Origin of the sequence: Marinobacter sp. C1S70 (assembly GCF_000475355.1) — a bacterium.
In the GTDB taxonomy this organism is placed as follows: domain Bacteria; phylum Pseudomonadota; class Gammaproteobacteria; order Pseudomonadales; family Oleiphilaceae; genus Marinobacter; species Marinobacter nauticus.
Genome location: NZ_AXBW01000015.1, coordinates 1 through 19,545 on the forward strand (window position 1 = coordinate 1; position 19,545 = coordinate 19,545).

General features: G+C 57.4%; 17 protein-coding genes. 14 read left to right on the forward strand and 3 right to left on the reverse strand.

The genetic code is table 11. The annotated features are described in order from the left end of the window. Window positions 1-189: 189 nt before the first annotated feature. The 4 genes from Q669_RS04545 (at window position 190) to Q669_RS04560 (ending at window position 4,496) form a co-directional block, all read left to right on the forward strand. Window positions 190-612, forward strand: coding sequence for a PilZ domain-containing protein (locus Q669_RS04545; RefSeq protein ID WP_014422121.1), 423 nt, complete (start codon window positions 190-192; stop codon window positions 610-612). A gap of 168 nt (window positions 613-780) precedes the next feature. Next, the gene (gene cysD / locus Q669_RS04550; protein ID WP_014422122.1) at window positions 781-1,695 is read left to right on the forward strand and encodes a sulfate adenylyltransferase subunit CysD; all 915 of its coding nucleotides are present in this window, start codon (window positions 781-783) and stop codon (window positions 1,693-1,695) included. 1 nt (window position 1,696) lies between these two features. Then, window positions 1,697-3,355: a sulfate adenylyltransferase subunit CysN gene (gene cysN / locus Q669_RS04555; protein WP_022991396.1), complete on the forward strand. Its 1,659-nt coding sequence runs from the start codon at window positions 1,697-1,699 to the stop codon at window positions 3,353-3,355. Between the two features lie 124 nt (window positions 3,356-3,479). Beyond that, the gene (locus Q669_RS04560; protein ID WP_022991397.1) at window positions 3,480-4,496 is read left to right on the forward strand and encodes a nucleoid-associated protein; all 1,017 of its coding nucleotides are present in this window, start codon (window positions 3,480-3,482) and stop codon (window positions 4,494-4,496) included. Window positions 4,497-4,503: 7 nt separating this feature from the next. On the opposite strand, the gene trmH is transcribed toward Q669_RS04560, so the two are convergent. Beyond that, window positions 4,504-5,238, reverse strand: coding sequence for a tRNA (guanosine(18)-2'-O)-methyltransferase TrmH (gene trmH / locus Q669_RS04565; protein WP_014422124.1), 735 nt, complete (start codon window positions 5,236-5,238; stop codon window positions 4,504-4,506). A gap of 342 nt (window positions 5,239-5,580) precedes the next feature. On the opposite strand from trmH, the gene miaB reads away from it, so the two are divergent. The 5 genes from miaB (at window position 5,581) to lnt (ending at window position 11,289) form a co-directional block, all read left to right on the forward strand. Next, entirely contained in the window at window positions 5,581-6,927 is a 1,347-nt protein-coding gene (miaB, locus tag Q669_RS04570; RefSeq protein WP_014422125.1) for a tRNA (N6-isopentenyl adenosine(37)-C2)-methylthiotransferase MiaB, read from the forward strand. Between the two features lie 529 nt (window positions 6,928-7,456). Then, window positions 7,457-8,443: a PhoH family protein gene (locus tag Q669_RS04575; protein WP_011786184.1), complete on the forward strand. Its 987-nt coding sequence runs from the start codon at window positions 7,457-7,459 to the stop codon at window positions 8,441-8,443. Further along, window positions 8,440-8,913, forward strand: a complete 474-nt coding sequence (gene ybeY / locus Q669_RS04580; protein ID WP_014422126.1) for an rRNA maturation RNase YbeY — start codon at window positions 8,440-8,442, stop codon at window positions 8,911-8,913. The genes Q669_RS04575 and ybeY overlap by 4 nt, the downstream gene beginning before the upstream one ends. Continuing rightward, on the forward strand, window positions 8,910-9,755 hold the full coding sequence (locus tag Q669_RS04585) for an HlyC/CorC family transporter (RefSeq protein WP_011786186.1): 846 nt from the start codon (window positions 8,910-8,912) through the stop codon (window positions 9,753-9,755). Before ybeY ends, Q669_RS04585 begins: the two co-directional genes overlap by 4 nt. Beyond that, entirely contained in the window at window positions 9,745-11,289 is a 1,545-nt protein-coding gene (lnt, locus tag Q669_RS04590; RefSeq protein WP_022991398.1) for an apolipoprotein N-acyltransferase, read from the forward strand. The genes Q669_RS04585 and lnt overlap by 11 nt, the downstream gene beginning before the upstream one ends. A gap of 49 nt (window positions 11,290-11,338) precedes the next feature. Here the strand turns inward: lnt and Q669_RS04595 are convergent, their stop codons facing one another. After that, on the reverse strand, window positions 11,339-11,887 hold the full coding sequence (locus Q669_RS04595; RefSeq protein ID WP_022991399.1) for a zinc ribbon-containing protein: 549 nt from the start codon (window positions 11,885-11,887) through the stop codon (window positions 11,339-11,341). A gap of 152 nt (window positions 11,888-12,039) precedes the next feature. Here Q669_RS04595 and leuS point away from each other — a divergent pair, with 152 nt between their 5' ends. The 5 genes from leuS to Q669_RS04620 all read left to right on the forward strand — a co-directional run bounded on the left by leuS (window position 12,040) and on the right by Q669_RS04620 (window position 17,404). After that, on the forward strand, window positions 12,040-14,625 hold the full coding sequence (leuS, locus tag Q669_RS04600) for a leucine--tRNA ligase (protein WP_031210193.1): 2,586 nt from the start codon (window positions 12,040-12,042) through the stop codon (window positions 14,623-14,625). Window position 14,626: 1 nt separating this feature from the next. After that, a complete protein-coding gene (lptE, locus tag Q669_RS04605) occupies window positions 14,627-15,202 on the forward strand; it encodes an LPS assembly lipoprotein LptE (RefSeq protein WP_022991401.1) in 576 nt (191 codons plus the stop codon). Continuing rightward, window positions 15,199-16,212 carry a DNA polymerase III subunit delta gene (gene holA / locus Q669_RS04610; protein ID WP_022991402.1) on the forward strand — a complete coding sequence of 338 codons (1,014 nt, stop codon included), beginning with the start codon at window positions 15,199-15,201 and terminating at the stop codon, window positions 16,210-16,212. The genes lptE and holA overlap by 4 nt, the downstream gene beginning before the upstream one ends. Before the next feature lie 103 nt (window positions 16,213-16,315). Continuing rightward, window positions 16,316-16,579, forward strand: coding sequence for a hypothetical protein (locus Q669_RS04615; protein ID WP_014422133.1), 264 nt, complete (start codon window positions 16,316-16,318; stop codon window positions 16,577-16,579). A 189-nt stretch (window positions 16,580-16,768) separates the two neighbouring features. Beyond that, the gene (locus tag Q669_RS04620) at window positions 16,769-17,404 is read left to right on the forward strand and encodes an endonuclease (RefSeq protein WP_022991403.1); all 636 of its coding nucleotides are present in this window, start codon (window positions 16,769-16,771) and stop codon (window positions 17,402-17,404) included. Between the two features lie 201 nt (window positions 17,405-17,605). On the opposite strand, the gene Q669_RS04625 is transcribed toward Q669_RS04620, so the two are convergent. Next, window positions 17,606-19,396 carry an acyl-CoA dehydrogenase C-terminal domain-containing protein gene (locus tag Q669_RS04625; RefSeq protein WP_022991404.1) on the reverse strand — a complete coding sequence of 597 codons (1,791 nt, stop codon included), beginning with the start codon at window positions 19,394-19,396 and terminating at the stop codon, window positions 17,606-17,608. Window positions 19,397-19,545: the final 149 nt, after the last annotated feature.

The window sequence follows — 19,545 nt, forward strand, 5'->3', positions numbered from 1 at the left end:
GTTGAAGTCACGGATTCAGGACTGTGACACCGTGTTCAGAATTTTGTAGTAAAAGTGCCACAATTACCGACAGGATTCTTGCTGTTCACTTTTTAAACAGCTAAACTTTCAATCGTTTATGCGTTTTTCTGGAAGGCGTTTATGGGAAAGGCAACTTCTTTTCAAACCACACATGCCAGAAGAGTGAACATGAAACCTCTTGCCGCCAAACCCAATCTGCGAAACCAGCAGCGGGTGGACGTTTCAACCGACATTACCATCGAAAAGCCGGATGGCTGCTGCCTTACCTGCCAGGTATCCAACCTGTCCCGCTCAGGCGTGATGCTCTCCTGTGATCAGGACACCGTCAAACAGCTGGTTCCGGGCCTGAAAACACCGGCCCCCGGCCACTGGATCGAAGTCAAAACCCGTTTTTCGGTGCCCGTCATTGCAAACCAGCCGGTCACGGTGCTTGCCGATGGGAACATCGTACACATGCGTCGCATTGCCCGAGACGAGTTCCAGATTGGTATCCAGTTCTGTGAATTCGAAGGTAACGGCTTTGACTATGTCGATCGTTACGTTGCCAAATTGCTTTCGGACGCACGTAATCCCTCCAGCGAAGCTCACTGAAGGAAGCCAGTGGCGACGTCGCTGGCGTTTACACCCGCCTCCAGACACCGGCGAAGGCTATATTATTAGAACCTGAAATTCTTACAGCACTCCTTCTTATACCCTAAGCTGCTCTGATATAGTTGTTCATCTAAATAACAGCCATTACTTCGCCCTCCATGGCAACGGATGAACATGACCACATATAACCTCACCCATCTCAAACAGCTGGAAGCCGAAAGCATCCACATCATTCGGGAAGTGGCCGCCGAGTTCGACAACCCGGTCATGCTCTACTCCATCGGTAAAGATTCTGCCGTGATGCTGCATCTTGCCCTGAAAGCCTTCTACCCGGGCAAGCCACCGTTCCCGTTGCTTCACGTGGATACCACCTGGAAGTTCCGGGACATGATCTCGTTCCGGGATAATGTAGCGGAGAAGTTCGGGCTAGACCTGATCGTGCACATCAATGAAGAAGGCGTGAAGCAAGGCGTCGGCCCCTTTACTCATGGCAGCGCCAAGCACACGGACATCATGAAAACCCAATCCCTGAAGCAGGCCCTGAACAAGTACAAGTTCGACGCCGCCTTCGGGGGCGCCCGCCGGGACGAAGAAAAATCACGCGCCAAGGAGCGGGTATATTCCTTCCGTGACGAACACCACCGCTGGGACCCGAAGAACCAGCGCCCGGAGCTCTGGAATATTTACAACGGCAAAGTCAACAAGGGCGAAAGCATCCGGGTCTTCCCGCTGTCCAACTGGACTGAGCTGGACATCTGGCAATACATCTACCTTGAAAACATTGACATCGTTCCCCTCTATTACGCAGCGGTGCGGCCCGTGGTAGAGCGCGATGGCACCCTGATCATGGTGGACGACGACCGCATGCCCCTGAAAGAAGGTGAAAAGCCGATGATGAAATCGGTACGCTTCCGCACCCTGGGCTGCTATCCGCTGACCGGCGCCATTGAATCCGAGGCCAACACCCTGCCCGACATCATTCAGGAAATGCTGCTGGCCACCAGCTCAGAGCGGCAAGGCCGGGTGATCGACCACGACTCAGCGGGCTCCATGGAACAGAAAAAGCGGGAAGGGTATTTCTAACATGTCACACCAGTCTGATCTGATCGCAGAAGATATTCAGGCTTACCTGAAGCAACACGAGAACAAGGAACTCCTGCGCCTGCTCACCTGCGGCAGCGTGGATGACGGCAAGAGCACGCTGATTGGCCGGCTGTTGCATGACACCAAGATGATCTATGAAGATCACATGGCCAGCCTGAAAACTGACAGCGCAAAAATGGGCACCACCGGCGAAAAACTGGACCTGGCACTGCTGGTGGATGGCCTTCAGGCCGAGCGGGAACAGGGCATCACCATTGATGTCGCCTACCGTTATTTCAGCACCGACAAGCGCAAGTTCATCATCGCGGACACCCCGGGCCATGAGCAGTACACCCGCAACATGGCCACCGGCGCATCCACTGCGCAACTGGCCATCCTGATGATTGATGCCCGCCACGGCGTACTCACCCAGACCCGCCGGCATTCCTACATTGCTTCGCTGCTGGGCATCCGGCACATCGTGGTCGCCGTGAACAAAATGGATCTAGTGGACTTCAGCGAAGAGCGCTTCAATGAAATCCGCGACGACTACCTGGCCTTCGCCTCACGACTGGGCCTCAAGGATATCCGATTTGTTCCCATCTCGGCGCTGGACGGAGACAACGTCGTCAACAAGAGCAAGAACACCCCCTGGTTTACCGGCCAGCCGCTGATGGAAATTCTGGAAACGGTGGAGGTGTCCCGTGACAAGAACCTGGAGCATTTCCGCTTCCCGGTGCAGTACGTGACCCGTCCGAACCTGAACTTCCGCGGCTTCTGCGGCACCATCGCCTCAGGCGTGATTCGCCCCGGCGATGAAGTGATGGCCCTGCCCTCACGCCGTACCAGCAAAGTGAAGGAAGTCGTGACCTTCGACGGCAACCTGGACGAAGCCTACATCGACCAGGCGGTTACCCTGACCCTGGAAGACGAGATCGACATCAGCCGTGGCGACATGCTGGTGAAAGTGGAGGACGAACCGGAAGTCCACAACCGCTTCAATGCCAACATTGTCTGGATGACCGACGCACCGCTGGAAACCGGCCGGCTGTATGACATCAAGCTGGGCCCCACCTTTACTTCCGGTACCGTGAAGAAAATCCACCATCAGACCGATGTAAACACTCTGGATCAGCAAGCCAATCCCAGCCAACTGGCCCTGAACGAGATCGGCCTGTGCGAACTGACCCTGAACCAACCGGTCGCGTTTGACGCCTATCAGCGTAACCACGCCACCGGCAGCTTCATCGTCATTGACCGCCTGACCAACGTAACCATCGGGGCGGGCATGATCGCTGGCCTGGCCGATGGTCTGGAATCCCTGGACCCGGTCACCGCCGAAGAACGCGAACGACGCCTGGCCCAGAAACCGGCCATCATCGCCTGTAACGGCAAACATGGCCCAGAACTGGCGCTGGCCGTTGAGCGAGCTCTGTTCGATCAGGGCAAGACCGCCGTCGTGGTATCCGAAGAAAATGCGGGCGACGCCGACGAGCGCCGTCGGGTAGCGCAGTTGCTGACCGCTCACGGGCTCGTAGCCATTGCCGTGAACCTGGGTTCGGATATTGCCAACGCCAGTGCCAACGCAGAGAACGAAGCTGACATTCCCGGCGCCGTCTCGACACTGGTCCAGGAACTGATTCGCAGCAAGCGAATCTGATTTCCATACCCGCCTATTGAGAACCCCGGCCCGAACCAAGACCTCGGGACCGGGGTTTCTTTCTCTGCCAACCGTGGCACAATCACGCTCCGCCAAGCCGACCGAATCTGACAGGAGCTGACCCATGGCCATCAAACACCTGCGCACCGCCTTCGCAAGCCAATACCAGCCGGGCCAACCTGCCCGCCTCGTAGCCGGCGAGGCCCTGCAGGAACCGGGCGGCGACTACGAAGCCCTGCACAAGCAGATGAAGCGCCTGTTCAACAGCAAACCCGGCAAGAAATACGGCCGCTTCTCGGAGGACATCGGCGAATGCCCCTTCAGCGCCTGGCTCAAAGACTACCTGGAAGACAAACAGACCTTCGCGGCCATGACCGACCGTCTTTTCGGCCAGTGGCAGGAACTGCTGACCGGCAGCCAGGAAGAATTCGACGGCCACCTGATGATCGTACACGACGCCCTGGCCGATGCCGATGTGGTGTACCTGTTTATCCTGGAAACCGACAGCGCCATGCGCTTCGACGGCAGCCAGAAACTGGAGGCCACCGACGTACTCAGCCTGTCGCGCCTGAACCTGGCCGTGCGAATTGAACTGGACGACTGGCGCAACGCCAACGGCAGCGAAAACTACATGACCCTGATCCACGGCCGCGGCACCGGCGACCCCGGCGAGCTGTTCATCCGCCTGTGCGCCTTCACCAACAGCGTGGACGTGGAAAAGGAAACCATGACCTTCCTGGACGCAGTGGAAGCATTCGCCAAAATCAGCGAACCGGAAAAAGCCGGCGAAGTGCGCGCCAAGGCCTACGAATTCTGCAAAGACCAGCACGCCCTGGGCGAACCCGTGGAAATCGAAGCTCTGTCGAATTACCTGGACGAAAGCCAGCCCCAGCGCTTCAAGGAATTCGCCAGCCAGAACGCCGAACTACCGGAAACCGGCGTACTGCACCCGGACCACCGCAAGGTCAAAAAGCTCGTGCGTATTGCCGGCTCAGGCGGCGGCATGAGCCTGTCATTCTCATCCGACCTGGTCAACCAGGCGGTGTACTACGACCGTGACAAAGACGCCCTCACCATCACCCGCCTGCCCAAGGCACTGCGAGAACAACTGCAACGGTACCTGGAAGCCCGCGAGGACTGATCCAAGCTCAGTCCTCTGCTACATTTTCCGGCTGATCGTCCCACCGGGGGCGATTGGCCCTGAGCTTCCTGACCTCCTGCATCCAGCCCACCCCATCGATCAACTCCCCGGTTTCGTGATCAATGGGCGGATACGGCAGGTTACGATCGTCGCAATACCGCTTCACCGTTGGCTGACACCAACAGAACAGCAGACGGTTGTACTCCTCATCCGGCATCCGCCGCTGATCAAACATCCCCGCCAGCTTCCGCTGACGCTGGGCTTCGGAAAGGATAATCGAGCAGGCTGAAGACACATTCAGCGATTCCACCATTCCCATCATCGGAATCACAATATGCTCATCCGCCTGCTCGGCGGTCACCGGGTTCACACCGTCCACTTCGTTACCCATGATAATCGTGCACGGCACGGTGTAATCCACCTCCCGAAAATCCACCGCCCGGTCTGACAATTGCGCCGCATACAGCTTGTGCCCCTGGGCCTTCAGCTCCGTTACCGCGTTATCCATGGTCGGATGGGTATGCGTTGTTACCCAATGAAAGCTGCCACCGGCTGTCTTACGAAATGCCCGAAAACCCTCCTTGGGCCAGACCACGTGCATATTGGCCAGGCCGAAGGCATCGCAGGACCGAATAATGGCCGACAGGTTTCTGGGTTTGTGCACCTGATCCGTCAGCACCCGCAGGTCGGGTTGACGGGTGTTGAGGACTTGCTTGATTCGGGCGAGGCGTTCGGGAGTCATAAGTAAATTGGCTAGCGATGATTTTCCGGCTCCCACAAACCAACAATCAAGCTTGTAGAATCCAGTACAGGTGTCTGGGAAGGGTTTTGGGGTGGGCTTTCCAAAAATTTCGAAGGCCATGGATGGCCTGAGAGAAGCGCACATGGATGTGCTCGTAGCGGTTTTTGGAAAGCCCACCCCAAAAGCCTTCATGCACATAAGCGGCGAATAATAGCACAGAGCCAAATGAGGAATACCGAGACAACGGTGGTTGAAGATTAAGCACCCCGGTATAATACGCAGTCCATTTTTGCCAGCGCCCCACTCCACCCCGGCGCCAACACACCAAACTACGTGAGACCCATGGCCAAGAAGCTGTACATCAAAACCCACGGCTGCCAAATGAACGAGTACGACTCTGCCCGCATGGCAGACCTGCTCAAAACCGGCGAAGCGGTCGAAGTCACCGACAACGCCGATGACGCCGACATCCTGCTGCTGAACACCTGCTCCATCCGCGAAAAAGCCCAGGAGAAAGTGTTTCACCAGCTTGGCCGCTGGAAAAGTCTCAAAACCAAAAAACCCGACCTGATCATCGGCGTCGGCGGCTGCGTCGCCAGCCAGGAAGGCCAGGCCATCATCGACCGCGCGCCCTACGTGGATATGGTATTTGGCCCGCAAACCCTGCATCGCCTGCCCGACATGATCACCGAGGTACGCACCAAAGGTAATGGCGTTGGCGTGGTCGATGTCAGCTTCCCGGAGATCGAAAAATTCGACAATTTGCCTGAACCCGGCGCCGACGGCCCCTCTGCGTTTGTCTCCATCATGGAAGGCTGCAGCAAATACTGCACCTTCTGCGTGGTGCCCTACACCCGTGGCGAGGAAGTCAGCCGCCCGGTGGACGACGTCATCGCCGAAGTGGCCCATCTGGCTACCCAGGGAGTGCGGGAGGTGAATCTGCTTGGCCAGAACGTGAACGCTTACCGTGGCGAAACCCACGACGGCGACCAGATGGACCTTGCAGAACTGATCGAAGTCATCGCCACCATCGACGGCATTGACCGCATCCGCTACACCACCTCTCACCCGGTGGAATTCAGCGATGCGCTGATTGAAGTCTACGAGCGGGTTCCCGAACTGGTCAGCCACCTGCACCTGCCGGTACAGAGCGGATCTGATCGCATCCTCGCGGCAATGAAGCGAGGCCACACGGCGCTGGAGTACAAATCCAAGCTTCGCCGCCTGCGCAAGATCCGCCCGGACATCAGCTTTTCTTCGGATTTCATCATCGGCTTCCCGGGTGAAACCGACAAGGATTTCGAGGACACCATGAAGCTGATTAACGACATCGGCTTCGACATGTCCTTCAGTTTCATCTATAGCGCCCGCCCGGGTACACCGGCGTCTGACTTGCCGGACGATACGCCGATGGAGGTGAAGAAGCAGCGGTTGAGCATTCTTCAGGATCGCCTGAATCAGAATGTGATGGATATCAGCCGGAAGATGGTGGGTTCTACTCAGCGTATTCTGGTGACTGGTTTGTCCAAGAAGGATCCGGGCGAGTATGCGGGACGTACGGAGAACAACCGTATTGTGAATTTCCGCCACGAGAATCCTGAGGTGGTTGGTCATTTCATCGACGTAGAAATCGTCGAGGCCTACCCGAACTCTCTTCGTGGTGTGCCGGTTAGTTCCGAGTTGTTTTAGGCTTCGGCACCCATGTGTTCTTTGTGTGGCGTTGGGAGGCGGGCTGGATAAGCCTCCCAAAAACCGCTACGAGCACCCGCAAGCGGGTCCGGCCAGCAATCATAGATTGCTGTCGTTCGGCGGCGCATGAAGCTTCGCTTCATAAACGCTTGCCTCACCCATGTGCGATTCTCTACGGCCATCCATGGCCTCCGACATTTTTGGGAGGCTGATCCAGCCCGCCTCCGCGTATCATGCAGTAGCATGCCAGTAATACCTGGACAGGCTTTCAAATTATTCCAGAGCGCAGAGAAAACCGACGCCGCTGAAATGTTCCTCCGCTTGTTTTTTCCTTTCGAGCCTGCACATAGTCAGAAAGGACGGTGCGTGGTTATGCTTCCACAGACTGTTGAGGGCCAGGGACGGCCCGAAACAAGCGCACAGGGATGTGCTCGTAGCGTGTCTGTGGAAGCATAACCACGCATCGGCCATACTCCACCCATAGAAATGCTGACTCCCAACCAGGGGAGTCCAACGAAACGGAGCAAGATTGAACACTCACGATACCAGACAATTTGACCTGCACCCGGTGGACCAGCGCCGCCTGGCGACCTTGTGCGGACAGTTTGATGAACACCTGAAGATGATCGAACAGCGCCTGCAAGTGAAAGTCGGCCGGCGCGGGCATCACTTTCGGGTGGAAGGCAGCACTGAAAACGTAGCGGCGGCAACCGAGGTTATCCGGCATCTGTACCGGGAAACCGAGGCCAGTGATGACATACCGCCCGATACCGTGCACCTGTTCATCCGCGAAACCGGCCTGGAACGGCTGCCGGATGATGTGCCTTACGATGAAGGCCAGGTCACTGTTATCAAGACACCCAAGCTGACCGCCAAACCCCGTGGCAGGAATCAGCAGAAGTATGTGCATAACATTCGCACCCACGACATCAACTTCGGCATCGGGCCCGCGGGTACCGGTAAGACGTGGTTGGCCGTGGCTTGTGCTGTCGAGGCTCTGAAAGACGAGCAGGTGAAGCGTATTCTGCTGGTTCGGCCGGCCGTGGAAGCCGGCGAGAAGCTGGGCTTTCTGCCGGGCGATCTGGCCCAGAAGGTGGACCCGTACCTGCGCCCGCTCTACGACGCTCTCTACGAAATGCTGGGATTTGATCAGGTCACCCGCCTGATCGAGAAAAGTGTGATCGAGATTGCCCCCCTGGCATTCATGCGCGGCCGTACCCTGAACAACTCGTTTATTATTCTGGACGAAAGCCAGAATACCACCCGGGAGCAGATGAAGATGTTCCTGACCCGGATAGGCTTTGGCTCTACCGCGGTCATTACCGGCGATACCACCCAGGTGGACCTGCCCCGCGGACAGAATTCCGGGCTGATTCATGCCGCCAGCGTGTTGAGCAAGGTCCCGGGTATTGGTTTTACCCGTTTCGACGCCAAGGATGTGGTGCGTCACCCCCTGGTTCAACGCATTGTTGAAGCCTACGATTCTTTCAACGACGGGAGTGCCACAGGCCAATGAGCAAGGTAACTGTGGACCTTCAGATGGCCTTTGACGGCACGGGCGTACCTACCGAGGCGTTGTTTGAAGCCTGGGCAGAGGCGGCGTGGCAGGATGAGAATCCAACCGAAGTTACCATCCGTATTGTCGATAACGACGAAAGCCGTGAGCTGAATCACCAGTACCGGGGCAAGGACAAGCCTACCAATGTTTTGTCCTTCCCATTTGAAGCACCAGCGGGTATAACGGTGCCATTGGCCGGAGATCTCGTGATTTGCGCGCCAGTTGTTGAACAGGAAGCGCGGGAGCAGAGCAAAGACGCTGTCGCCCACTGGGCCCATATGGTGGTGCACGGTATGTTGCATCTCCAGGGCTACGATCATATTGAAGATAATGAAGCCGAGGTCATGGAAGCCCTCGAGATCCGGCTGCTGGCGCAGCTCGGATTTGCTAACCCTTACGAAGCAGAGGAAACGGAACCAGACTCATGAGCGACGATCAGTCGAGTCGCAGTCAGGGCAACAAGTCCTGGCTGGAGCGTATATCACAGGCCTTTTCCAGCGGGCCTGAGTCCGTAGAGGACGTGCTGGAAATCCTGCGGGATGCTGAATCCCAGAGCATTATTGATGCTGACTCCATGAGCATCATTGAAGGCGCCATGCAGGTGATCGACATGCGAGTGGACGAGATCATGATCCCCCGCTCCCAGATGATCACCGTAAAGGCATCTCAGGAACCCAAAGAGTTCCTGCCCGAGATTATGTCTTCCGCCCATAGCCGCTTTCCGGTCATCGGCGAGAGCCAGGATGACGTCATCGGGGTACTGCTGGCGAAAGACCTGCTTCCTCTTGCCCTCAACAACGATCTGAACTGGAACCGCATCCGCGAAATCCTGCGGCCGCCCACCTTTGTTCCCGAAAGCAAGCGTTTGAACCAGCTGCTCAAGGAGTTCAAGGAAAATCGTAATCACATGGCGATTGTGGTGGATGAGTACGGCGGAACCGCTGGCCTTATCACCATCGAAGACGTGCTGGAACAGATCGTCGGTGAAATCGAAGACGAACATGACTTCGATGAGGAGACCCATATCAAGGCCCGGGGCGACGGGACCTTTGCGGTGAAGGCCGTGACGCCCATCGATGATTTCAACGAATTCTTCGAGACAGACATGGATGAAGAAGAGTTCGATACCATTGGCGGCCTGGTACTGAAAGAATTTGGACACCTGCCCAGACGGGGCGAAACGGTTGAATTCGGCGGCTTGCAGTTTACTATTGCCAACGCCGATAACCGAGTCATCCGTCTGTTGCAGGTAACCCGCAGTGAGTCATGATCCACAGCACCCGCCACTGAAACTCCCGTTCACCACCCGAAAATGGCTGGGCGCCGCAATCCTTGTGATTGCCGGCGCTCTGCAAACACTGACCTTCTCGCCATTCTATCTGTGGTGGCTGGGGCCCTTGTCGGTGTTTCTGATCCTGCTGGTCACCGTACACCAGGCGCCGGACAAGCTGTTCCGCTCCGGCTGGCTGGCAGGGCTTGGTCTGTTCGCCTCCGGTGCCAGCTGGATTTACGTCAGCATCAGCGAGCACGGCAATACTTCGGCACCTCTGGCCATTGTACTCATGGTCCTGTTTATTGCCGGGCTGGCCCTGTTCCATGGGCTGGCCTTCTGGTTCTGGGGCAAACTCGCCAAAGACAGCGCACCACGGCGACTCTTGCTGTTCCCCGCCGTCTGGATATTGGGTGACTGGTTGCGTGGCTGGCTGCTGACCGGTTTTCCATGGCTATATCTGGGCACCGCCCACACCGACGGCCCCCTGGCTGGCCTGGCACCGCTGACCGGCGTGCATGGCATTACCTTCTGGATCACCGTCACCGCCGTGGCTGCTTACGGCGCCTGGTGGCTGGTCAAGCTTGGCAGGAAGGTCACCGCTGGAGCCATTCTGGTGGCAGCCCTGCTGCCCTGGTTGATCGCCCCGGCCATGAACAAAGCTGACTGGACCGAGCTCAGCGAAGAACCCGTCAGCTTTGCGGCGATGCAGGGCAACATACCGCAACAGATCAAGTGGGATCCTGATTTCCTGCGCGATCAGATTGTGGCTTATCTGGGCATGACCGAAGCGCACTGGCAAACCGACCTGATCCTCTGGCCAGAAACAGCCATCCCCATTCCGCAGGACCAGGCTGGCAAGGTCATTGATCATATCCGGGAACAGTTAGGGGAAAACAGCACGCTGATCACCGGCATCCCCTGGTATGGCTACAGCGGCCAGATTGAAGACTACACCTTCCACAACAGCATTATGGCCATCGGCAATGGCGACGGCATGTACCACAAACAGAAGCTGGTGCCCTTTGGCGAATATGTGCCACTTCAAGGTCTGCTGCGGGGGCTGATCGGTTTCTTTGACCTGCCCATGAGTAGCTTCACGCCTGGGCCAGAGCAGCAAGCACCGCTGGTCGCCAATGGCATGAAAATCACCCCTTACATCTGCTATGAAGTGGCCTACCCCGATTTCGTGGCGTTTAATGCCCGCAACACCGATCTGCTGCTGACGATCAGTAACGACGGCTGGTTCGGTGATTCCATCGGGCCGCTGCAACATCTGCAGCTTGCCCGCATGAGAGCCCTGGAGACCGGCCGCTACATGCTGCGGGGCACCAACAACGGCGTCACTGCAATCATCAATCACAAGGGCGAGATTACCGAGCGCATCCCACAGTTCGAGCGCGCGGTACTTACCGGTGAGGTATTTACGGCAACCGGGAGCACACCCTACATGCAAACAGGATCCTGGCCGGTGCTGACGCTGGCGATCATCCTGATTGTGTTCATCCGAGAACGGGTGATTCCGAAAAACTGAGCGCCTTGAGCCTGCTGCTCAAATGGCTTGCAGGCTCAAGGCGATGGCTTCAGCTTTCTTTCGGTGGCCAGCGGCTGGTTACCCGCTCAAAGTAATGGGAGCCGCAGGCCTCGCAGGGATGCAGGTGGCTGGTCTTGGTCAGACAAAGCATGTGGCTGCAGTTCATGCACCGGAACATACCCGCCGTGGCCACTTCACCGGAGATATAGTGACTGACGTCCTGATTCTCCAGCTTCTGCTTCAGTTCCAGAGTATCAACCAGGGTCTGATCGGCCACCGAGAGAAGCCGGTCTGCCAGGGTGTGTTCCAGTAACGCGATATCCAGTTGCAGCCATTCTCCCAGGCCTTCCCCGGTCTCCTCCACGAAATGCAACAGGTGCTCCAGATCCCGCTGAAGATACGCCCCGAGCAAATCTGCTTCTTCCCGGGTCATTTCCTCGACCTCGTATTCCACTTCTATCGCTTTCTGAACTTCTTCCTCCAGCGTCTGCAACGACGTTTCCTGTAGCTCATGCAGGCGTGTCTGTACCCGCTCAAGCATTCGGTCGTAAACCTCAAGGGCTTTTCCGGAGAGGTGACTGCGTTCTGGCTCGCTCATTTGGGCTCCTTATTCTGCACCTTTCACCATACTCTCAGTCTGGCACAAACCCGCAGAATTGGCAGACTACCTGTTAAGCCGCGTGTGCGTTAGAATGTTCGGCCTTTTCTCGAACATCCTTTTCACACAGGGTACTTTTGGCAATGGCAGGAATGGACGAACAATACAACCCACGTGAAGTAGAACAGACCGCCCGCACTTTCTGGGAAACCAACGAGACCTTCAAGGTCAAGGAAGAGCCGGGCAAGCCCAAGTACTACTGCCTGTCCATGTTCCCCTACCCCAGCGGCAAGCTGCATATGGGCCACGTCCGCAACTACACCATCGGCGACGTGATTTCCCGCTACCAGCGTATGCAGGGCAAGAATGTAATGCAGCCTATGGGCTGGGACGCTTTCGGCCTGCCTGCCGAAAATGCCGCGATTGCCAACAAGTCTGCACCGGCCAAGTGGACTCGCTCCAACATTGATTACATGAAGAACCAGCTCAAGCAGCTGGGGTTTGGCTACGACTGGAGCCGCGAACTGGCCACCTGCGACCCGGAATACTACCGCTGGGAACAGTGGTTCTTCGCCCGCCTCTACGAGAAAGGCCTGGTGTACAAGAAGATGTCCACCGTGAACTGGGACCCGGTTGACCAGACCGTACTGGCCAACGAACAGGTGGTTGACGGTCGGGGCTGGCGCTCCGGTGCCCTGGTCGAGCAGAAAAAGATTCCGCAGTGGTTCATCCGCATTACCGACTACGCGGAAGAACTGCTGAACGATCTGGAAGACATGGAGGGCTGGCCCGAGCAGGTCAAGACCATGCAGCGCAACTGGATCGGCAAATCGGTAGGGACCGAGCTGACCTTCCCGCTGAAAGAGCAGGAAGGTGGTCTGACGGTTTACACCACCCGCCCGGACACGCTGATGGGCGTCAGCTACATGGCAGTCGCCGCTGAGCACCCTCTGGCCAAGGCGGCGGCCGAGCGCCACCGCGATGTGGCCGAGTTTGTCGACCAGTGCCGTAACAGCAAGGTGGCCGAAGCCGAGCTGGCGACCATGGAAAAGAAAGGTATAGATACCGGCTTCAAGGCCATTCACCCGCTGACCCAGGAAGAAATCCCGGTCTGGGTCGCCAACTTTGTACTCACGGACTACGGCACCGGAGCCCTGATGGCGGTTCCTGGCCATGATGAGCGGGATCACGAGTTTGCCGTCAAGTACAAGCTGCCCATCAAACAGGTGATTGCACCGAACGACAGCCGCGATATCGATATCCAGGAGCAGGCCTTCACCGAGAAAGGCGTTCTGGTGTCCTCCGGCAAATACAGCGGCCTGACCAGCGAAGAGGCGTTTGAGGAAATCGCGGATTACCTTGAAGCCCAGGGCATTGGCAAACGTACCGTGAACTACCGTCTGCGTGACTGGGGTGTGTCCCGGCAGCGCTACTGGGGTGCGCCCATCCCGATGATGACGCTGGAGGACGGCACCGAGATGCCGGTGCCGGATGACCAGCTACCGGTTCGTCTGCCCGAAGACGTTGAAATGGACGGCGTCCAGTCGCCGATCAAGGCCGACCCGGAGTGGTGCAAGACCGAATACAACGGCCAGCCAGCCACCCTGGAAACCGATACCTTCGATACCTTCATGGAGTCCTCCTGGTATTACGCCCGTTTCTGCAGCCCGAACTACGACAAGGGCATGCTGGACCCGGCTGCCGCCAATTACTGGCTGCCAGTCGACCAGTACATCGGCGGCATCGAGCACGCGATTCTGCACCTGCTGTATGCCCGGTTCTTCCACAAGCTGCTGCGCGACGTTGGTCTGGTGAACAGTTCCGAGCCATTCAAGCGCCTGCTAACCCAGGGCATGGTTCTGGCCGAGACCTACTACCGCAATGAAGCAAATGGCGGGAAAACCTGGTACAACCCGGCCGATGTGACGGTTGAGCGCGATGGCAAGGGCCAGGTAGTGCGAGCGGTGCTGAAATCGGACGGCGAGCCTGTGGAAATCGGTGGCGTTACCAAAATGTCCAAATCCAAGAACAACGGCATCGATCCCCAGGCCATCATCGATCAGCACGGTGCCGACACTGTGCGGTTGTTCATGATGTTTGCGGCACCACCTGAGCAGTCGCTGGAGTGGTCCGACAGCGGCGTTGAGGGCGCCCATCGCTTCCTCAAACGACTGTGGCGGATGGTCAATGAGCATACCGCCGGTGGCGAAGCTCCGGCGGTTGATCCTGCCAGCCTCAATGGTGCTCAGAAAGACCTGCGCCGCAAGACCCACGAAACCATCGCCAAAGTCAGCGATGACATCAGCCGCCGCCTGACCTTCAATACCGCCATCGCGGCTGTCATGGAACTGCTCAACGAAGTGGGCAGGCTCAGCGATGACGAGCCGCAAACCCGCGCGGTGCGTCAGGAAGCCCTGGATACCGCCGTGCTGGTGCTTTCCCCCATTGTGCCGCACATCTGTCACAACCTGTGGCAGGCCCTCGGCCACTCCGACACGGTGGTCGACGCCTCCTGGCCGGTTGCCGACGAAAGCGCGATGGTTCGTAGCGAAATCGAGGTGGTTCTGCAGGTGAACGGCAAGGTCCGGGCCAAGGAGAACGTACCGGCGGATATTGGCAAGACAGATCTGGAGAAGCTTGCCCTGGAGAACGAAAACGTCATGCGTTTCACCGACGGCAAGACCGTACGAAAAGTGATCGTTGTGCCAGGTAAACTCGTGAACGTGGTGGCTAACTAAGATGCCCTGCCCTGTCCCTGAACTGAAAAAGCTGGGCCTTCTGGCACTGCTTGCCTCGCTGCTCACCCTGACCGGCTGTGGCTTTCAGTTACGGGGCAGCTCCCCGGTTCCGGCTGCCCTGCAACCCCTGGCTATTGACTGCCCGTCCTCCCTGCCCGGACAGTTCTGCCAGTCTCTGCGTGAGCAGCTGGAGCTCGGTGGCATCGAGCTGCGGAATCCGGGCCAGGCAGACTACCTGCTGCGCCTGTCGGACTACCGCCAGGACCGCCGGGCTTCAGCCATTACCGCACAGGCAGCGGCGGCTGAGTACATTCTGCGCCACACGGTCGCCATGGAGCTGGTGACCAAAGACCAGATCCCGCTGATTGCCACCACCGACCTGAACGCCAGTGAAACCTACCGCTACGACGAGACCAATGTACTCGCCAAACAGCGCGAGGAAGACGAATTGCGGCAACAATTGGGCGATCGCCTTGCCCAACAAGTTATCTTCCGGCTGGCGCCTATGTCCCGACAACGAATTGATGCCCTGGTTCAGGAACACACCGCCGATGGTGAGGAGCCTGAATCACCATGAAAACCCAGCCCGGCCAACTCCCGCAACTTCTGAAGAAAGGCCTGGCTTCGGTTTACCTGATCTCCGGCGATGAACCCCTGCTGGTTCAGGAATGCTGTGACCAGATCCGCGCCGCCGCCCGTGAAGCTGGCTATCTGGACCGGCTCACGTTTCACGCAGACAATCAGTTCGACTGGAATACGGTTGCTGACGAATGCAACGCCCTGTCCCTGTTCGCTGAAAAACGTCGCATTGAGATTCATCTGCCCACCGGCAAACTTGGCGATGGCCGCCGGGTTCTGGAGCAGGTACTGCAATCCCCGCCGGAAGACGTCATTCTATTGCTGATCAGCGCCAGACTGGATGCCGCCGAAACCAAGCGCAAATGGTACAAGGAACTTCAGGGCCATGGCGTGCACGTTCCGCTCTGGCCGGTCGAGGGAGACAAGTTTCCAGGATGGTTGCAGCAACGGGCCACCGCAAAAGGCCTCAGCCTGACCCGTGGAGCACTCGGTATTCTTGCAGAGCGCCTGGAGGGCAATCTGCTGGCCGCCAGCCAGGAGCTGGACCGTCTGACGCTGCTCACCAACGGTAAAACCATCGATGAAGAGACGGTGGAACAGGCCGTACAGGATAGTGCCAGGTTCAACGGCTTTGAACTGGTCACGGAACTGCTATCCGGCAAGGCGGTTCATGCCTGCCGCATGATCGGGGTGCTGGAGCAGGAGGGCGAAAATCCTCTTGGACTACTCACTGTGCTCGCTCGTGACCTTCATCTTATTGTTGAGCTTAAAACCGCCTTGCCCGGTGGAGAAAACCCCGCGGGCTTTCTGAAAAAGCGCGGCGTTTTCCAGCCAAAGCGTTCGTCCGCCGTCCAGCAAGCGGCTCGAAGACTTTCACTGGCCGAGTTACACCAGGCAATCAACCTTTGTAGTCTGATTGATCGGGCCGCCAAAGGTTTCGATGATCTTTCCCCCTGGCATCACCTGCGGGATCTCTCCCTTATTCTGGCCGGCAAGCGGGCCAGCTGATCTGAATCAAAGCGGGATAACACCGGCCCGCTCAGGGACTTGACACTTTTTCACGTTCGGGCGCATTGTAGAACTCCCAACTCATCAGGGAAGGAGAAATACCATGAGTCTGCAAGACGATTTCAACAAGCTGTCCGACAAGATCAAGCAATATCGTGACGAGGCGCGCGTTCAGTTGCACCTTGCAAGGGAAGATGTAAAAGACGAATGGGACGATCTGGAGCAGGACTGGGATCGGTTCCGGTCAAAGCTGGATCAGATTTTCCATGATGCCGAGAATGCCAGCAATGAGGCGAGGGAAACTGCTCGCAAGCTGGGTGAGGATCTGAAAACCGGATACCAGAACATCCGTAACAAACTGAAATAAAGCGTTAACTGGTTAACAAATAAACACATCTCTCCGTAAACAGGGGCTTTTGTCTCACTGCCTCTGTGCCATACTTCACAGTAAAGACTGAACAGTTCGTCATAATTTCGTCGAACTGTTCATTTTGCCACCAACCAGTCGTCTGGCTGGCCACGGCGTATGACACGTGCTGTGAGGTATAACGGTCATATGAAAAAAATAATCGCACTCTCCGTCACCCTGACTTTTTCACTTACCGCCGGCATGGTCGTGGGCCAGAATACCCGTTTCAGTGACCCGCAAACGGTCATTGATAATGAATTCTGGAGCAACCTGTATGCCGACGGCGGCTCGTCGTTCTTCTGTGATACTCCCTTCACTGGTAAGGGCTTTGTCATGACCGATGGCTACGTTTATCCACTTGCCGACATTCGCACTGCCCTGGACTGTGGAACAACCTCCCAGTGCCGCCAGGACAATCGCTATCGGCAAATTACGTCTGATCTTCACAACATGGTACCGGTACGAACCCGGGTTGAAATGCGGCGGCGTAACGCCCGGTATGAGAATCTTGGCGAGACCACGGGCGCCGATGATTGCGGGATTCGTGAAAGCGCCCAGTTCTTTGAACCGCCAGAGCGGGTTAAAGGTGACGTTGCCCGCACCATGGCCTATATGGTGGATACTTATGGCCTGCCCTGGCTGGGGGCCACGCCGGTGTTCAAAGGCTGGAGCAAACTGGATCCCCCGGATGACCGGGAGTTGAGCCGGCATAAGCGGATTGCCGAAATTCAGGGCAATGAGAATCCGTTTGTGGTGAATCCGGGGCTGATAGAACGTCTATAGACTGACGCAAGCCAGGAGGTGGGGTAGAGTTTTCCGAAACACGCTGTGAATACTTCCATGTACGCTCTGTTCCGCCATCCCTGGCTCCACAAGGTTTCGGAAAACTCTACCCCACCTCCTGGCCCAAACCTGAGTAAATAGCATCCATAAAAAAGCAGGCCATCAAGGCCTGCTTTTTTCATTTCTGCTTCAGAAATCAGATCAGATTTCGTTAGCAGCCGGCGCCATCATGGCGTCGCTGCCACTGCGAATGCCTTCGGCCAGAGACACGGTCTTTGGCAACAGGCGGTCGAAGTAGAAGCGAGCAGTCTTGACCTTGCCGGTATAGAAGCCAGAGGTATCGCTCTCGGCTTTCGGAGCAGCAGCTTTGACCACTTTGGCCCACATATACGCCAGAGCGGTGTAGCCGAACATGTCGAGATAATCGACAGCAGCGGCACCAATGGCTTCCGGGTTGTTAGCCGCCTGGTTTACCACGTGCTCGGTGACGTCTGACAGGCGCTCCAGGGAGGCCGCCAGCGGCTCAAGATAGGGGCGCAGGGCTTCGTCGCTGCTGTTGGCTTCGATGAAGGCGGCAACGTCCTGGGCGAACAGTTCGTACAGTTTGCCCTGGCTGCCCACCACTTTACGACCCATCAGGTCCATGGCCTGGATGCCATTGGTACCCTCATAGATCTGGGTGATGCGGCAGTCACGTACCAGCTGCTCCTGGCCCCACTCGCGGATGAAACCGTGGCCACCAAAGACCTGCTGGCCGATGATGGTGGTGTCCAGACCACGATCGGTCAGGAAGGCCTTGGCGACCGGCGTCAGCAGGGCAACCATGCCTTCGGCATGCTTGCGCTGTTCGTCGTTGTCGGAGTACTTGGAGATATCCAGCCACTGGGCAACGTAGGTAGAGAAGGCGCGACCACCCTCTACGTAGCTCTTCATGGTCATCAGCATGCGGCGCACGTCCGGGTGCACCAGAATCGGGTCAGCGGCCTTTTCAGGCTGCTGGGCACCGGTCGGCGCGCGGCTCTGGATACGCTCGTTGGCGTATTCGCGGGCGCTCTGCAGGGACGCTTCGGCGGCACCAATGCCCTGGATGCCCACACCCAGGCGCTCGTAGTTCATCATGGTGAACATGGCGGCCAGGCCTTTGTTTTCTTCACCAACCAGCCAGCCTTTGGCACCATCAAAGTTCATCACGCAGGTGGCGGAGCCTTTGATACCCATCTTCTTCTCGATGGAACCACAGCTGAACTGGTTACGCTCGCCCAGGGAACCGTCATCGTTCACCATGAACTTGGGCACCAGGAACAGGGAAATACCCTTCGGGCCTTTCGGCGCGTCCGGCAGTTTGGCCAGCACCAGGTGGATAATATTCTCCGCCATGTCATGCTCGCCCCAAGTGATGAAAATCTTGGTGCCGGTGATGTTGAAGGAGCCGTCGTCGTTCGGTTCAGCTTTGGTCCGGATAATACCCAGATCGGTTCCAGCGTGAGGCTCAGTCAGGTCCATTGCACCAGACCAGACGCCGGAGTACATGTTCGGCAGGTACTTTTCTTTCAGCTCCTGGCTGCCGTGGGCGTCCAGGGCCAGGCAGGCGCCGGCGGTCAGCATCGGAGCCAGACCAAAGGCCATGTTGGCGCCCTGCATCATTTCTTCAAACTGGGCCACCAGCGTCTTGGGCATACCCATACCACCGAAGTCCGGGTTACCACCCAGACCATTCCAGCCACCTTCCACGATGGTCTGGTAGGCTTCTTTGAACCCTTCCGGCGTGGAAACTTCGCCTTCGTTCCACTTACAGCCCTGTTCGTCGGCTTCGCGGTTCAGGGGCGCCAGCACGCCGCTGGTGATCTTGCCCGCTTCTTCAAGGATGGCGTCAGCGGTGTCGGGATCTACGTTTTCTGCAATCTTTGGCAGTGACGCCCACAGGGAGGGTGCGTCAAACACTTCGTTCAGAACGAAACGCATGTCACGAAGGGGTGCCTGATAATCAGCCATGTAAAACTCTCCAGAAATTCAGTCAGTCACTTGGGGGGCGGTGTTGATGCCTCTTCTGTTGGAGGTCGGAGCCCACCCGCTCGGCTATGTGTCCGAAACAAGGTTGTTGTTCTATGGCGCGCTATTCTACCTCAAAACACGCCGGCAAC

Bases quoted from the DNA above. Each gene is read 5' to 3' on its own strand.
- Q669_RS04545 (WP_014422121.1), top strand. From the start codon at position 190: ATGAAACCTCTTGCCGCCAAACCCAATCTGCGAAACCAGCAGCGGGTG.
- cysD (WP_014422122.1), top strand. From the start codon at position 781: ATGAACATGACCACATATAACCTCACCCATCTCAAACAGCTGGAAGCC.
- cysN (WP_022991396.1), top strand. From the start codon at position 1,697: ATGTCACACCAGTCTGATCTGATCGCAGAAGATATTCAGGCTTACCTG.
- Q669_RS04560 (WP_022991397.1), top strand. From the start codon at position 3,480: ATGGCCATCAAACACCTGCGCACCGCCTTCGCAAGCCAATACCAGCCG.
- trmH (WP_014422124.1), bottom strand. From the start codon at position 5,238: ATGACTCCCGAACGCCTCGCCCGAATCAAGCAAGTCCTCAACACCCGT.
- miaB (WP_014422125.1), top strand. From the start codon at position 5,581: ATGGCCAAGAAGCTGTACATCAAAACCCACGGCTGCCAAATGAACGAG.
- ybeY (WP_014422126.1), top strand. From the start codon at position 8,440: ATGAGCAAGGTAACTGTGGACCTTCAGATGGCCTTTGACGGCACGGGC.
- Q669_RS04585 (WP_011786186.1), top strand. From the start codon at position 8,910: ATGAGCGACGATCAGTCGAGTCGCAGTCAGGGCAACAAGTCCTGGCTG.
- Q669_RS04595 (WP_022991399.1), bottom strand. From the start codon at position 11,887: ATGAGCGAGCCAGAACGCAGTCACCTCTCCGGAAAAGCCCTTGAGGTT.
- leuS (WP_031210193.1), top strand. From the start codon at position 12,040: ATGGACGAACAATACAACCCACGTGAAGTAGAACAGACCGCCCGCACT.
- lptE (WP_022991401.1), top strand. From the start codon at position 14,627: ATGCCCTGCCCTGTCCCTGAACTGAAAAAGCTGGGCCTTCTGGCACTG.
- holA (WP_022991402.1), top strand. From the start codon at position 15,199: ATGAAAACCCAGCCCGGCCAACTCCCGCAACTTCTGAAGAAAGGCCTG.
- Q669_RS04615 (WP_014422133.1), top strand. From the start codon at position 16,316: ATGAGTCTGCAAGACGATTTCAACAAGCTGTCCGACAAGATCAAGCAA.
- Q669_RS04620 (WP_022991403.1), top strand. From the start codon at position 16,769: ATGAAAAAAATAATCGCACTCTCCGTCACCCTGACTTTTTCACTTACC.
- Q669_RS04625 (WP_022991404.1), bottom strand. From the start codon at position 19,396: ATGGCTGATTATCAGGCACCCCTTCGTGACATGCGTTTCGTTCTGAAC.